Annotated in this window: 14 protein-coding genes; 4 read left to right on the plus strand and 10 right to left on the minus strand. The window is 70.0% G+C overall.

Annotation, left to right across the window (positions count from 1 at the left end; genetic code table 11):
- Nucleotides 1-5 precede the first annotated feature (5 nt).
- The 4 genes from BLS95_RS32815 to BLS95_RS32830 form a co-directional block, all read right to left on the minus strand.
- The gene (locus BLS95_RS32815) at nt 6-1415 is read right to left on the minus strand and encodes a sensor histidine kinase (protein WP_090940324.1); all 1410 of its coding nucleotides are present in this window, start codon (nt 1413-1415) and stop codon (nt 6-8) included.
- Nucleotides 1415-2107, minus strand: a complete 693-nt coding sequence (locus BLS95_RS32820; protein ID WP_090940478.1) for a response regulator transcription factor — start codon at nt 2105-2107, stop codon at nt 1415-1417. The genes BLS95_RS32815 and BLS95_RS32820 overlap by 1 nt, the downstream gene beginning before the upstream one ends.
- A gap of 17 nt (nt 2108-2124) precedes the next feature.
- Nucleotides 2125-3315 carry an L-2-hydroxyglutarate oxidase gene (gene lhgO / locus BLS95_RS32825; protein WP_090940326.1) on the minus strand — a complete coding sequence of 397 codons (1191 nt, stop codon included), beginning with the start codon at nt 3313-3315 and terminating at the stop codon, nt 2125-2127.
- 122 nt (nt 3316-3437) lie between these two features.
- The gene (locus tag BLS95_RS32830; protein ID WP_090940328.1) at nt 3438-3797 is read right to left on the minus strand and encodes a hypothetical protein; all 360 of its coding nucleotides are present in this window, start codon (nt 3795-3797) and stop codon (nt 3438-3440) included.
- Nucleotides 3798-3961: 164 nt separating this feature from the next.
- On the opposite strand from BLS95_RS32830, the gene BLS95_RS32835 reads away from it, so the two are divergent.
- Nucleotides 3962-4327, plus strand: coding sequence for a hypothetical protein (locus BLS95_RS32835; RefSeq protein ID WP_090940330.1), 366 nt, complete (start codon nt 3962-3964; stop codon nt 4325-4327).
- Nucleotides 4328-4463: 136 nt separating this feature from the next.
- Here BLS95_RS32835 and BLS95_RS32840 read toward each other — a convergent pair whose 3' ends face one another.
- Nucleotides 4464-5465 (minus strand): hypothetical protein, encoded by a 1002-nt coding sequence (locus tag BLS95_RS32840; RefSeq protein ID WP_090940332.1) that lies wholly within the window; start codon nt 5463-5465, stop codon nt 4464-4466.
- A 7-nt stretch (nt 5466-5472) separates the two neighbouring features.
- The gene (locus BLS95_RS32845) at nt 5473-6768 is read right to left on the minus strand and encodes an MATE family efflux transporter (protein WP_090940334.1); all 1296 of its coding nucleotides are present in this window, start codon (nt 6766-6768) and stop codon (nt 5473-5475) included.
- A 71-nt stretch (nt 6769-6839) separates the two neighbouring features.
- Here BLS95_RS32845 and BLS95_RS32850 point away from each other — a divergent pair, with 71 nt between their 5' ends.
- Complete coding sequence (locus BLS95_RS32850) at nt 6840-7808, plus strand: aldo/keto reductase (protein WP_090940337.1); 969 nt, start codon at nt 6840-6842, stop codon at nt 7806-7808.
- A gap of 234 nt (nt 7809-8042) precedes the next feature.
- Here BLS95_RS32850 and thpR read toward each other — a convergent pair whose 3' ends face one another.
- The 4 genes from thpR to BLS95_RS32870 form a co-directional block, all read right to left on the minus strand.
- On the minus strand, nt 8043-8600 hold the full coding sequence (thpR, locus tag BLS95_RS32855) for an RNA 2',3'-cyclic phosphodiesterase (protein WP_090940339.1): 558 nt from the start codon (nt 8598-8600) through the stop codon (nt 8043-8045).
- A gap of 184 nt (nt 8601-8784) precedes the next feature.
- A complete protein-coding gene (locus BLS95_RS32860) occupies nt 8785-10020 on the minus strand; it encodes an MFS transporter (protein WP_090940340.1) in 1236 nt (411 codons plus the stop codon).
- A gap of 23 nt (nt 10021-10043) precedes the next feature.
- Nucleotides 10044-10472, minus strand: coding sequence for a MarR family winged helix-turn-helix transcriptional regulator (locus tag BLS95_RS32865; RefSeq protein WP_245765422.1), 429 nt, complete (start codon nt 10470-10472; stop codon nt 10044-10046).
- A gap of 138 nt (nt 10473-10610) precedes the next feature.
- Nucleotides 10611-12053 carry an NCS2 family permease gene (locus BLS95_RS32870; protein ID WP_342742796.1) on the minus strand — a complete coding sequence of 481 codons (1443 nt, stop codon included), beginning with the start codon at nt 12051-12053 and terminating at the stop codon, nt 10611-10613.
- An 81-nt stretch (nt 12054-12134) separates the two neighbouring features.
- On the opposite strand from BLS95_RS32870, the gene BLS95_RS32875 reads away from it, so the two are divergent.
- Together BLS95_RS32875 and BLS95_RS32880 are read left to right on the plus strand one after the other, a co-directional pair.
- Nucleotides 12135-12347 (plus strand): DUF2530 domain-containing protein, encoded by a 213-nt coding sequence (locus tag BLS95_RS32875; protein ID WP_090940344.1) that lies wholly within the window; start codon nt 12135-12137, stop codon nt 12345-12347.
- 137 nt (nt 12348-12484) lie between these two features.
- Nucleotides 12485-13960: an alpha/beta hydrolase gene (locus tag BLS95_RS32880; protein WP_245765423.1), complete on the plus strand. Its 1476-nt coding sequence runs from the start codon at nt 12485-12487 to the stop codon at nt 13958-13960.
- Nucleotides 13961-14073: the final 113 nt, after the last annotated feature.

The raw sequence follows: 14073 nt of genomic DNA on the forward strand, positions 1-14073 counted from the left end.
AAGGGTCACTCCAAGGCGAGTGGGAGTTCCACCCGGAACGTGGAGCCCGCCTCAAGGGAGCTGGTCACCGTCACGGTGCCGCCGTGCGCCTGGACGAGCGCCCGTACGATGGCCAGGCCCAGCCCGGTGCCGCGGTCCTCGCCGCGGCGCCGCGAGCGGGCGGAGTCGGCGCGGTAGAAGCGTTCGAAGACCCGCTCGACCTGCTCCGGGGTGAGCCCGGGGCCGCTGTCGACGACCTCCAGGAAGACGGTGTCCGAGCCCGCCCCGGCCCTGACGATGATCGGCGAGCCGGGGTCGGTGTGCACGATGGCGTTGGTGACGAGGTTGCTGATGACCTGCCGCAGGCGCACCTCGTCACCGGAGACGATCAGCGCCGCGCCACCGACCACGTCCAGCTTCACCGCCCGCTCGGGAGCCAGGATCCGGGCATCCTGTACGGCGTCCGCGGCCAGGGCCAGCATGTCCACCGGCCGCATCTGCAGCGGTCGCTGCTGGTCCACCCTGGCCAGCAGCAGCAGGTCGTCCACCAGCAGGTTCATCCGGCCGGCGGCCTTCTCCACCCGCTGCAGCAGCTCGGCGGGGTCGGCGCCGGGGTTCTGCCTGGCGTACTCGGCGAACCCGAGGATCGAGGTCAGCGGGGTGCGCAGCTCGTGCGAGGCGTCACCGACGAACTCGCGCATCCGGTCCTCGGAGCGGCGGGCCGCCGCCTCGGAGGCCGACCGGGCGGCGAAGGCGGACTCGATCTGGGCCAGCATCCCGTTCAGCGACCTGGCCAGGCTGCCGACCTCGGTACGCGGATGGGCGTCCGGCACCCGGCGCCCCAGCTCCCCGGCGGCGATGGCCTCGGCCGTGCGCTCGATCTGGCCCAGCGGGCGCATGCTCCGGCGCACGATGGTGATGCCCGCGACGGTCAGGATGAGCAGGATGCCGCCCCCGCCCAGCAGCTCGACGAGCACGAGCCGCTTGGTGATGGCGTCGACCTCCTCCAGGTCCACCGCGACCACGAGCGTGCGTCGCTGGACCACGTGCTCCAGCACCCGCCACTCGCCATCCCCTTTGACGGCGGGCGCCGTGTAGATGTCGGTGCCCGGCGAGGGTGAGAGCACGGGCTTCGGCTTCAGGTCCACGTCGCGGTCGGTCAGCATCGGCACGAACGTGCTGCCGGGCTCCCTGACCAGGACGATCGCGTCGGACTCGATGAGGATCGGCCGTTCGTCGGTGTTCCTGTCGTTCTTCCGGTCGCTGAGGACCTTCTTGTGCATCCTGACGCTGAGGAGGTGGAGCTGGCTGTCCACCCGGTCCATGAGGTAGCCGTGCAGCACGGACACGCTCACGAGCCCGATGAAGGTCATGCCGAAACCCAGCAACGCCAGCATCGACGCGATGAGCTTGACCCTCAGCGGCAGGCCGCTCATCAGGGGCTCGGTGGCAGGCGCAGGACGTATCCGACGCCGCGCAGGGTGTGGATCAGCCGCGGGCTACGGTTGTCGATCTTCCGCCGCAGCACGGACACGTACGACTCCACGATGCCCACCTCCCCCCGGAAGTCGTAGTCCCAGACGTGGTCGAGGATCTGCGGCTTGGACAGGACGCGGCCGGCGTTCGTCATGAAATACCGCAGGAGCTTGAACTCGGTGGGCGACAGGGCCACGGCGTTGCCGCCGCGCCACACCTCGTGGCTCTCCTCGTCCAGCTCGATGTCGGCGAACGTGAGCCGGGGCGGGGCCGACTGCGACTCCCCGCTCGTACGCCGGAGCACGGCGTGGATCCTCGCGACCACCTCCTCCAGGCTGAACGGCTTGGTGACGTAGTCGTCGCCGCCGATCGTGAGCCCGCGGATCTTGTCCTCGGTCTCGTCACGAGCGGTCAGGAACACCACCGGGGTGTGCAACCCGCCGCCGCGCAGCCGCCTGACGATCTCGAAACCGTCGAGGTCGGGCAGCATGACGTCGAGCACGACAAGGTCGGGGCGGTGGCGTTGCACGGCGGCGACGGCGTCGAGGCCGCTCTTCGCCGTGGTCACGTCGAATCCGGCGAACCTCAGGCTCGCGGCGAGGAGTTCGAGGATGTTGGGGTCGTCCTCGACTATCAGCAGGCGTGATTCCATCACCTCCAAGGATGCCCTCATCGGACGAGTGCTGGGACAATTCCGGCAATGTGCCGGGCAATGGCCAGGCTCGACGTCGCGGCGGGCGAGGGCGCGTTGCGTACCAGGACGATGTTGCCGTGCACGTCCACCACGAAGTCGTCGACCATGCGGCCGTCCCTGGCGACGGCCTGGGCGCGTACGCCGCCGGGGGCTTTCTCCAGGTCGGCGGCGGTGAGCTCGGGTACGTAGCGGCGGGCGCCCTTGAGGAAGGCGTTCTTGACGAGGGATCCGTAGGTCTCCTTGAGGCCGGTACGCCAGTGGGAGCGGGCCAGGCGCAGGGTCCCCGGCCAGCTCAGAATTTGCCGGAAATTTCGGATATTTCGCCATCGGTAGCCCTCGTAGGCCAGGGCCAGCACCGCGTTCGGCCCCACCAGCACCTCCCCGCTGGTCTGCCGCGTCAGGTGCACCCCCAGGAACGGGTACCGCGGGTCGGGCACCGGGTAGATCAGGCCCCGGACGAGGTCCTTGGCCGCGCCCTGGAGCGCGTAGAACTCCCCCCTGAACGGGACGATCCGCACATCCCCCGCATGCCCCGCCATCTTCGCCACCGCGTCGGTCCCCAGGCCGCCGCACACCACCAGCCGATCGAAGGTGAACTTGCGCTGCCCGGCCAGCACCTCGACGCCCGCCGAACGTTCCCTGATCGCCCGGACCGGGTGCGAGAGGTGTACGGACCCGCCCAGCTCGGCCACGTCGAGCGCGAGCCTGCGTGCGACGGCGGGGAAGTCGGCGATCGCGGTGTGCGGCGAGTGGATCGCGCCGACGCCGACGGCGTGCGGCTCGATCTCACGCAGCGCGAGCGCGTCGAGCTCGGCGATGCCGGGCACGCCGTTGGCGCGGGCACGCTCGGCCAGCGCGCTCAGCAGCGGCCGCTCGGCCCGCGTGCTCGCCACGACCAGCTTGCCCACCTCCTGGTACGGCAGCGCGTGCGCGGCGCAGTAGCTCTTGAGCAGCGCGACGCCCTCGCGGCACAGCCTGGCCTTGAGCGAGCCCGGCGGATAGTAGATGCCCGCGTGGACGACGCCGCTGTTGTGCCCGGTCTGGTGGGCGCCGACCTGGCCCTCCTTCTCCAGTACGGTCACCTCGGCGCCCCTGACCCGGGCCAGCTCGCGCGCCACCGCGAGCCCGACGATGCCCGCACCCACGATCCCGATCTTCTCCGTCACATGACGATTTTCCGACTAACCGGGCCTCCCCGCCATATCCCGACGAATCGAACATAAGTACGATGTCCCTATGTACGTCCCGCCAGAATGGCCTTCCCGACTGCTCGTACTGGACGCGGGCGTCAGCGCCTTCCATCCCAGGAGTAGAAGGCGCCCTCCAGGTGCTCGAAATAGTGATCGACGTGATCCTCGGACCACTCCACGTCCTCAAGAAGTCGGAACGGATCGCCCTGTGGACTCCAGGCGTAGCCGTAGGGGCTGAATAGCCTCTCGCCCCGTTGGAAAACGACCACCCCACGCTCGCGGCGGACCTGCTCGAACTTCATCCCGCCGACGGTGCGGGGGCCGAGCCGCTCGCCGTCCCGCATTGTGCGCGCGAACGCCTCCATCTCCGCGGCAGAGCGGATGAACCGCTGGTCGTCGGTGCCGCGGAAAACCACGAGCGCCACCATCGCGAGGGCGAGGATGCCGAAGAACGTCAACGCTCCCCGACGAGAAACACCGCCTGACACCACGGCCTCCAGTAATCGTCGTGGGTAGCGAGCTCGTGGTGATCGTAAACGGGCCGGCCTGGCAGGCGCCACGCGCGGGCGCGTTCGCCGGGAGCACCCTCCCGTCATTAATCGAATCTAAGTACGATTGGCGTATGTATCTCCCGCCAGAATGGCCGCCCGAGGTCCGGCCGCCCAGCGTTCCCGACTGGGAGACCTCGGCGGTGGCCTGGCTGCTCGACGCGGTGCCGCCGGACTACCGGGCGTACGAGGTGCTCAGGCGGCATCCGGTGGCGCTGGCCGCCATGGCCCGCCACCACGTCCTCTCCGCCGTCGAGGCCGCCCGCGCGGGCTACCGGGGGGCGGCGGTCGATCTCAAGGGGCACCTGCCGCCGCACGCGATCGAGGCGGTGCTGGACACGTATCGGCAGGAGGGGCCGCGTCTCGTGCGCCTGTCCCGCTCGATCGAGGTGGTCGAACGCGCCCTGCGCGGGGACATCTTCACGATGCGTTCCAGATGATCTTTTACGGCGGAGCACGGTGGGCTCCAACCACCGACGCTGGTCTCCCGCACTCCAGGGGGACGCTTACCGGCTTCCCCGCTCCCTCGCCGTGACGGCGCACGGGCACCGGCCTCTTCGCAGGACTCGTGGACCGTCAGCGCGTGCGGCGGGCCAGGAACGTGATGCCGCCGACCGCGATCGCGGCGGCCGCCAGCCAGATGAGGACGTTCGTGACGGTTAACCCGGACGTGCCGCCGGTGTCGGCGGCGACCGGGGACGGCGTGGCGGACCGCGCCACGGGTGACGGGGTGGGGGTGGGCCGGGCGCGTTCGGGGAGCGGGACCCGGTAGACCGGGCTCTTGACGCCCTCCGAGCCCGTCAGGAGGGCCTTGCCGTCGCGGGTGTAGGTGATCGATTCGGCCTGCTGCAGCTCCGGCATCTCCACCCTCGAGATCATCTTGCCGGAGGGCTGGTAGAGGGTGGCGGAGAAGTAGGTACGGACGACGTACGAGGAGCCGTCGGGCGCGTAGGCGGCGTCGGTGGCCATGAGCGGGGCGGCGGTCACCCTGCGCAGGACGTTGACCCGGTCGGTGCGCAGCTTCTTCGGCGCCGCGTAGACCGACCCCGCGAACTCCTTGGACACCACGTAGAGGCGCCCCGTCTTGGGGTTGATCATGATGCCCTCGGCGTTGCGGGCACCGTCCGCGTAACGGAACCGGTAGCGGGTGGCGGGCAGCGTCGCGCTCGCCACCGTCCGCGGCTCCAGCACCTTGTAGATCGAGACATCCGGCCAGGCGCCGTCCAGGTTGTCACCGATGTCGGCGAACCACAGCACCCCGCGCCCGGTGGCGGCGTCCTTGGTCGCGGCCATGGCCTCCCAGTCCCTGGCCTCGGCACCGCTGACCTGGAACGTGGCCTTCGTGCGCCCGCTCCCGTCGACGGCGTAGAAGGTGGGCGCGGCGGCGCTGTCGTTGTGCGTGTAGTAGATCCCGTCGTGCGTCGGCGAGACGGCCAGCCCGCTGGACTCCGTTATCTTCGGGTCCTTGAAGGTGAAGAGCCGCCGCGTCCCCTCGTCCGCCGCGTGGGCCGGAACGGCGAACGACAAGCACGCCACCGGCACGACGGCAGCGAGCACCCGGAACACGACATCCCCCATGCGGCCATCATGCCCCACCCGTGGCCGTTCCAGTCGAAACCCGGACGGGGGCGCCGACCCTGGCGCTGTGCCGGTGGAAGCCGGTGCCCTGCAGCACCACCAGCAGCACGTTGGCCACCGCCATGGCCGCCCACAACCCGGTGATCCCCCACGTCCTGGCCACCGGTACGGCCGCCACGACCAGCAGCCCGTACCCGACGGCGAAGTAGAGCAGGCTGGCCCCCGACCGCTTGAGCGCCGTGAGCCCGAACCCCTGCACCGCCTGGACGGCGTCGGCCACCGACGACACCAGCATCAGCGGCAGCACCATGAGCACCCGCTCCCGCACCCCGGCGTCGTCGCTGAACAGCCTCAGCGCCCACTCCCCGAACCCCGCCAGCAGGCCGGCCCCGGCCAGCGTCCCCAGGACGGCGAGCACGGCCGCGGTCCGGTTGGCCCGCCGCGCCCCGGCCGCGTCGGGGGCCCTGGCCACCTCCGGCAGCGCGGCCTGCGCCACCGACATGGAGGCCAGCATGATGATCCCGGCCAGCGTGGTCAGCAGGGCGTGGGCGGCCGTGTCACGCGCGCCGGTGGTGCTCGCCGCGAAGGTGACCACCCCCAGCACGCCGAACTTGATGAGCACGGTCCCCGCCAGCGGGATGCTGACCTTCGCCAGGTTGACCATCTCGCCGATCCTGGGCCGCCCCTGCCCGATCGGGCGCCCGAGCCCGCGGCGCAGGCTGAGGCTCGCCACGGCCGCCGCCGTCGCGCCCGCGACCAGCCAGGCCACCCCCACCCCTGTCAGCCCGAGTGGCGGGACCAGTACGGCCGTCAGCACGCTCAACAGCAGCGCGGAGGCGAGGCTGGGCCACAGCACCTTACGGCTGCGCCCGAGCGCGACCAGGATGGTGCTCGTGCCTCCGGTGGAGGCGAAGACCAGCAGGTAGGCCGCCAGGAAGTAGGGCAGCGCCCCCAGCTCGCGCACCACCTCACCCGGCACCCCCGCCGCCCCCGCGAACAGCGGCACGGCGAGCACGGCCAGGGCGCCCAGCAGGCCCGTGACGAGGCTCAGCCAGCGCGCGTCCCGGATGATCGGCACGGCCCCGGCCGGATCGTCCCGGTAAGGAGCGACGAACGGCCCGAGCCCGCGCAACGCGGCCTGCACCGCGGCACTGGCGGGATTGAGCACGGCCGTCATGACCGCGAAGGCGGCGAGCGTGACGGTGTCGTGCCGGCCGAGCACGGAGGTGACCACCAGCGAACCGATCGTGCCCGTGGCCATCGCGAGGAACAGTGGGACGGCCGACCGGAGCAGTGCGATCACAGCGCGGCCCGGGGGATCATGGGAGCAAGCCTATGGCCTGGAGTGCACTCCAGGTTTGTAATCTTGATTTCATGGAATATGTCAACCTCGGCCGCAGCGGCCTCCGCGTGAGTCCGCTCTGTCTCGGCACCATGAACTTCGGCCCTTTGACCTCGGAGGAAGACTCCTTCGCGATCATGGACAAGGCCCATGAGCTGGGGATCAACTTCTTCGACAGCGCCAACGTCTACGGCTGGAAGAAGGGCGAGGGAGTCACGGAGCAGATCCTCGGCCGGTGGTTCGCCCAGGGCGGCGGGCGCCGGGAGAGGACGGTCATCGCGACCAAGCTTTACGGCGACATGGGCGACTGGCCCAACGAGGGGCGGCTGTCCGCCCTCAACATCCGCCGTGCCTGCGACGCCTCGCTGAAGCGGATGCAGACGGACTACATCGACATCTACCAGGCCCACCACATCGACCGGAACACCCCGTTCGAAGAGTTCTGGGAGGCGATGGAGGTCCTGCGGCAGCAGGGCAAGATCCTGTACGTCGGCTCGTCGAACTTCGCGGGCTGGCACATCGCCAAGGCCCAGGAGACGGCGGCCAGGCGCAACTTCACCGGGCTCGTCAGCGAGCAGTCGCACTACAACCTGCTCACCCGCGCGGTGGAGCTGGAAGTGCTGCCCGCGTGCGAGGACTACGGCGTCGGCGTGATCCCGTGGAGCCCGCTGGCGGGCGGCCTGCTCGGCGGCGTGCTCCGCAAGATCGACAAGGGCCGCTCGGCCGCCGAGCACATGCTCAAGCAGCTCGACAAGCACCGCGACCAGATCGAGCAGTACGAGAAGTTCTGCGACGACCTGGGTGAGGACCCCGCCAACGTCGCCCTGGCCTGGCTGCTCAAGCAGCGGGCGGTGACGGCGCCGATCATCGGGCCGCGCACCTTGGAGCAGCTCGAAGGCACGCTGCGGGTTCTGGAGATCGACCTGGACGCCACCGCCCTGGCCCGTCTCGACGAGATCTTCCCCGGCCACCGCACCGCCCCGGAGGACTACGCCTGGTGACCGGTCCCGGCCCGCACACCTGATCCCACCGACGTGCGCCCCGGGCCTGCTGAGGCGCCGGCCCCGCACACCCGCTCGCTCGCCTCGCGCCCCGCGCACGTGGCGGCGGGCGGGGGCGGGGGCGGCCGGGGCGGCGCGGGTCAGGCGAGTACGGCGCCGAGCACGACGATCAGCAGGAGGAGGCCGAGCACGATCGGCAGCAGCCAGGGGCGAGGACGGTCCACGACGTGGAGCCTAGTCGCGCCCGGCGGGTGCGAGCGCCCATTCGGCGAGTGACTCGTACCTCACCTGAGGACCCGTAAAGCTGCGGACGAGCCGGACGTGCTCCGCCCGCCACGGCGAGCCGGTGAAGCCGGACAGCGACTCGACCAGCGGGCGCAGGTCGGTGTCCGTCTTGGCGCGGCCCAGCGTCAGGTGCGGGTGGAAACGTTTCTCGTCGGTATGCGTGGCACCGGCCCGCCGCCCGCCCGCTCTGAGCGAGTCGGCCAGCCCGGTCATGGAGTCGCCGGTGACACCGGCCCAGAAGACCCTGGCCCGGCGGGCGGAAGAGAAGGCTCCGAAGCCGGCGAAGGCCAGGTCGAGGGCGGTGTGGCGGCGTACGGCACGGGCCAGGCGCACCTCCAGGTCGGGCAGCGCCCGCTCGGGCACCTCACCGTAGAAGGCGAGCGTGATGTGCCAGGTGGCCCGGTCCGGCCAGCGCAGCCCCGGCACCTGCCCGACGTGCGGCGCGATGGCGCGGGAGAGCTCGTCCAGCACCGCGTCGGGCGGCACCACGGCCGCGAAGAGCCTCATGCCCCCCGATTCTCCCCCCGGACCACCCCGCCAGGGGAACCGCCCCACGATCCCCGGATCTCACCAGGAACCCACCGCACTCGACCTTGCGCGTCTCACCCGGAAACACCCGGAAACACCCGGAAATCGCCCCCGGGCCGGTCCCCGCGTCTCAGTGCGGTGGACCGGCCCGTGGGGGCTCGACTCATGCTGTGGCGAGCGCCGGTTCGCCGACCCGCGCGCTGATCAGCCGCGTCATCAGCAGTGCCAGCCCGGTGCCGACGAGGACCATCGCCCCGGACAGGATCACGCCCAGCCGTGGCCCGCCCAGGTCGGAGAACCAGCCGACCAGCGGCGCCCCCAGCGGAGCCCCGCCGGTGAACACCAGGAAGTAGATCCCCATGACCCGCCCCCGCATGTCGGGGGACGTGGCGATCTGGACGCTGGCGTTCGCGGCCGTGTTGATGGTGATCAGCGCGATGCCGGTCGGCACCAGCAGCACCAGGTATGCGGGATAGCCCGGCGCCAGCCCGGAGGCGATCTGGAACAGCCCGAACCCGATCGCCCCCACCAGCAGCACCTTCCGCGACAACCGCGACCGGCGCGCCGCGAGCAGCGCCCCACCGAGCGCCCCCACCGCGAACATGCTGGAGGCCAGCCCGAACGACGAGGCCCCCGCCCCGAACACCTCCCGCGCCATCAGCGCGATCGACATCGAGAACGACTGCGTGAAGATCGACACGAACCCGATCAGCAACACCGGCATGAGCAGTTCCTCACGCTGGATCACGTGCCGCAGCCCCTCGCGAAGCTGCCCCTTGGCCCGGGGCACGGGCGGCGACGGGGTCAGCTCGGACCTGCGCATGAGGATCAGGCTGGAGATCACCGCGCCGAACGTCGCCGCGTTGATCAGGAAGATCGGCCCCGTCCCGCCGAGCACGTAGATCAGCATGCCGGCGATCGCCGGGCCGACCACACGGGCCAGGTTGAAGATGGAGCTGTTCAGGGCGATCGCGTTCGACAGGTCCCGGCGGCCGACCATCTCGACCACGAACGCCTGCCGCGTCGGCACCTCCACACAGGAGATCAGGCCGAGCACGAACGCCATGACGTACACGTGCCAGACCTGGGCGCTGCCGGTCATGGTCAGCACGCCGATGGTGAGGGCCAGCGAGGCCATCAGCACCTGGGCGGTGATCAGGATGGGCCGCTTGGGGTAGCGGTCGGCCAGCATGCCGCCGAACATCCCGAACAGCAGCATGGGCAGGAACTGCAGCGCGGTCGCCGTACCGAGTGCCGAGGCGCTGCCGCCGCCCTGGTGCTGGGTCAGGTCCAGTACCAGCCAGTCCTGGGCGGTGCGCTGCAGCCAGGTGCCGGTGTTGGAGACGATGCCACCGGCTGCGAACATGCGGTAGTTACGAACCTTGAGTGACCGGAACATCCCGGTCTTAGGTTCTTCAGGCTCTATATCTTGCTGAGTTTCTCCAGGATCGGCGCCGCCTGCCTGAGGACCGACCTCTCCTCCGGCGTGAGTTCCTTCAACCGCTGTGTCAGCCACGCCTCCTTGCGGAGCCGCTCCTCCTTCAGCAGCTTCAGGGCGGCCTCGGTCACGGTCACGGTCACCTGCCGCCGGTCGGTCGGGTGCGGCGTACGGGCGACCAGGCCGCGCTCCTCTAGCCCGGCGATCACGCGCGTCATCGAAGGCGGTTGCACCTTCTCGAGTTCGGCCAGTTCGCCGGGGGTTATTCCGGAGTGCCGTTCCACCGCGGCGAGCGTCGCGAACTGCGTGGGAGTCAGCGAGTGAGCCGCCGCCTGTCGTCGTAGGCGCCTGGTCAGCCTTGCCATCGACACGCGCAGGGCTGAAGCCAGGCCTGCGTCGCTGCGCAGGTCCATCTTGGGCTGGGTTTTGGTTAGCATGAGTCATTACCTTTGCTAACTATAGGCGAAGGCAAGATATTTCCCCACATCGGCCGTGTCTCACATTGGTACCCGAAGCCGCCCCCCGGACGCGGACGGCCCCGGACGGACGGCTCAGACTCCCAGGATGGCCCGGATCGGCCCCATCGCGAAGTAGATCAGGAACAGAATCGTGACGCCCCACAGCAGCGGGTGGATCTCCCGCACCTTGCCCCGGATGATCTTGATCAGGACGTAGCTGACGAAGCCGGCGCCGATGCCGTTCGAGACCGAGTACGTGAACGGCATGACCACGATGGTGAGGAACGCCGGGATGGCGACCTCGTAGTCGTTCCAGTCTATGTCGCGGATCTGGGTCATCATCAGGAAACCGACGACGACCAGGGCGGGCGCCGCGGCCTCGTACGGGACGACCGTGACGAGCGGCGCGAAGAAGATCGCGATCAGGAACAGCACGCCGGTCACCACGCTGGCCAGGCCGGTGCGCGCGCCCTCGCCGACACCGGCGGCCGACTCGATGTAGGTGGTGTTCGAGGAGACGGAACCCGCGCCGCCGGCCGCCGCGCCGATCGAGTCGACGAGCAGGATCTCCCTGGTACGCGGCAGCATCCCGTCCTCGCCCACCAGATTCGCCTGGCGGCCGACGCCCACCATGGTGCCCATCGTGTCGAAGAAGTCCGTGATCAGCAGCGTGAAGATCAGCAGAATGACCAGCAGCACCGAGACCCGGCTGAAGGCGCCGAACGGGTCGAACTCCGTGAACAGGACCAGCGGGTTGTGGAAGTCGATGGTCAGGTCGCGCAGGGTGGGCACGTTCAGCTGCCAGCCGTCGGGGTTCTGGGCCGAGAACGGGCCGGCCTTGGCGATCAGCTCCACGATGACCGCCAGCACGGTGGTGCCGACGATGCCGATCAGGATCGCGCCCTTGACCTTCCGCGCCACCAGCGCCGCCGTGACGAGCAGGCCCACCACGAACACGAAGATCGGCCAGGAGGTCAGGTTGCCCCCGATGCCCATCTCCAGCGGCGGGCCGGCGGGCACGCGGCGCACGAAGCCGGCGTCCACGAAGCCGATCAACGCGATGAACAGCCCGATCCCCACGCTGATGGCGGTCTTGAGCTGGGCCGGGATGGCCCGGAACACCGCCACCCTGAGCCCGGTCAGCACCAGGATGCCGATGATGACGCCTTCGAGGAAGACCAGGCCCATGGCCTCCTCCCAGCTCATCACGCTGGCGATGTTGAAGGTGACGAAGGCGTTCAGGCCGAGGCCGGCGGCCATCGCGAAGGGCACCCGGCCGATGACGCCCATGAGGATCGTCAGCACGCCGGCCACGAAAGCCGTGCCGGCCGCGACGAGCGCCACGTGCGGCGTGGTGCCGTCCCCGATGACCTGATGCTCCACGTCCGTGCCGTTGGCGATGATGATCGGGTTCAGCACCACGATGTAGGCCATGGTGAAGAACGTGGCCAACCCGCCCCGGATCTCGCGGGAGAGGGTCGAACCCCTGGCGGATATCGCAAAGAAACGATCTACGGCATTTGATGCGTTATTCACGACGCGAAGATTGACAGCCGCGATGAGCTGCGAAAAGAGCCGAAATGAGATCGAGACCCGATTGCAAGCTAGGCTGGACACGTGAAGCAGCAGTGGCACCCCGACCCTGAGCCGATCAAGACCAACGACACGGCCGCCGTCGCCGTGGGGACCGCGTTGTGGGCGGTCGCCCTGGTGGTTTTGCTGATCTTTCGCCCCGCCCCGGAAAATTCATGGTGGATCTGGACCTGCCTGACGGGGGTCGGGTTCGGCCTCTTCGGCATCTGGCTCGTACGCCGCCCCAGGCGCGGCTGATCCCGCCCACCGCTCCGGGCACGTTCGACCGGCATCCGAGCTGACATTCGTCATCTCCCGGCGTTCCCCGAAGTCACCTGGAAGTAGTGTTTCCGCCCACTACATCGGCATATGCCCACCGAACCATGCTTATCCGCATGAAGAAGCCTTTGATGATCTTGCTGGTGAGTGCGGCGGCCCTCACGGCCTGCAGCGCCGGTCCCACCACCACGAACAGCGGCACCCCTGCGCCCGCCGCCAAGAGCACCGGGAACGTCGCGTGGAGCCCGTGCACGGATCTGATCGGCCCGGACGGCAAGCCGCTGACCCCCGGCCCAGGGGTCGAGTGCGGCAGGATCAAGGTCCCCCTCGACCACGCCAAGCCCGGCGGCGAGCAGATCGACCTCGCGCTGATCCGGGTCAAGGCCACCGGTGACCGGCTCGGCTCGCTGGTGTTCAACTTCGGCGGCCCCGGCGGGTCCGGCGTGGACACGATGGCGCTGGCCGCCCAGACGTTCGCAAGCTTGGGCAAACGCTATGACCTGGTCAGCTTCGACCCGCGCGGCGTCGATCGCAGCTCCGGCGTCAAGTGCGGCGGCGAGCTCGACAAACTCCTCGCCGCAGGCACCGAGGCCGACGGCGACCGGCTCTCCAAGGAGTTCGCGCAGGCGTGCGAGCGGGACTCGGGCAAGATCCTGCCGTACGTCGGCACCGTACAGGCCGCCAAGGACCTCGACCTGCTCAGGGCCGCGCTCGGGGACGAGCGGCTCAACTATTTCGGCCTCTCGTACGGCACCCATCTCGGCAGCGTGTACGCCACCCAGTTCCCCAAGAAGGTCGGCCGCTTCGTACTGGACGCGGCCCTCGACCCGACCGTCACGTTCGAGGAGCGGGCCGTGACGCAGGCGGAGGGGTTCGCCCAGGCGTTCGAGGCGTTCGCCGCGGACTGCGTGGCGAAGAGCTGCGAGCTCGGCGGTGACCCGGCCGCCGTGCGGCGGACGGTCGAGACCCTGCTGAACGGCCTGAAGACCAAGCCGATCAAGGTGGGCGACCGGGAGCTCACGTACGGGCTGGCGCAGCTGGCCGTCATCACCCCGCTCTACGCCAAGGCGACGTGGCCGGTGCTGGAGCAGGCGGCCGCGGCGGCCGTCAAGGGCGAGGGCACCGCGCTGCTCGGCCTCGCCGACCTCTACACCGGCCGCAGGCCCGACGGGACGTACTCGACGATGATGACGAGCCTGCAGGCCATCAACTGCGCCGACAACGCCGAGCGGCCCACCGTCGCGGAGACGGCCCGGTTGTCCGACCGGATCCGCAAGATCTTCCCGATCCTGGCGGTCGAGGGCTCGGGCACCGCGTGCGCCCACTGGCCCGTGCCGGGGGACGACGCCGCCAAGCGCGTCGACGCCACCGGCTCCGCGCCGATCGTGGTCATCGGCGGCAAGGGCGACCCCGCCACCCCGTACGAGTGGGCCCCTGAGCTCGTCGCCCAGCTCAAGACCGGCGTGCTGGTGACCTATGAGGGCGAGGGGCACGGGGCCTACCTCAGCGGCAACGCCTGCGTGATGAGCACGGTGGACGCCTACCTGCTGAACGGCAAGGTACCGGCCGCCGGCACCACCTGCGCCGCCTGACAGCCCTCCGACGGAGCCCGCCGTCGGCGGCCGCCGTGGGAGACCGCCGTGGGAGGCCGCCGTGGGAGGCCGCCGTGGGAGACCGCCGTGGGAGGCCGCCGTGGGAGGCCGCC

Source organism: Nonomuraea jiangxiensis, from assembly GCF_900099965.1.
Lineage (GTDB): Bacteria > Actinomycetota > Actinomycetes > Streptosporangiales > Streptosporangiaceae > Nonomuraea > Nonomuraea jiangxiensis.

What these genes read in the sequence shown, in the direction of transcription:
- BLS95_RS32815 (WP_090940324.1), bottom strand. Translation starts at nt 1,415, where the DNA reads ATGAGCGGCCTGCCGCTGAGGGTCAAGCTCATCGCGTCGATGCTGGCG.
- BLS95_RS32820 (WP_090940478.1), bottom strand. Translation starts at nt 2,107, where the DNA reads ATGGAATCACGCCTGCTGATAGTCGAGGACGACCCCAACATCCTCGAA.
- BLS95_RS32835 (WP_090940330.1), top strand. Translation starts at nt 3,962, where the DNA reads ATGTATCTCCCGCCAGAATGGCCGCCCGAGGTCCGGCCGCCCAGCGTT.
- BLS95_RS32840 (WP_090940332.1), bottom strand. Translation starts at nt 5,465, where the DNA reads ATGGGGGATGTCGTGTTCCGGGTGCTCGCTGCCGTCGTGCCGGTGGCG.
- BLS95_RS32850 (WP_090940337.1), top strand. Translation starts at nt 6,840, where the DNA reads ATGGAATATGTCAACCTCGGCCGCAGCGGCCTCCGCGTGAGTCCGCTC.
- thpR (WP_090940339.1), bottom strand. Translation starts at nt 8,600, where the DNA reads ATGAGGCTCTTCGCGGCCGTGGTGCCGCCCGACGCGGTGCTGGACGAG.
- BLS95_RS32860 (WP_090940340.1), bottom strand. Translation starts at nt 10,020, where the DNA reads ATGTTCCGGTCACTCAAGGTTCGTAACTACCGCATGTTCGCAGCCGGT.
- BLS95_RS32865 (WP_245765422.1), bottom strand. Translation starts at nt 10,472, where the DNA reads ATGGACCTGCGCAGCGACGCAGGCCTGGCTTCAGCCCTGCGCGTGTCG.
- BLS95_RS32880 (WP_245765423.1), top strand. Translation starts at nt 12,485, where the DNA reads ATGAAGAAGCCTTTGATGATCTTGCTGGTGAGTGCGGCGGCCCTCACG.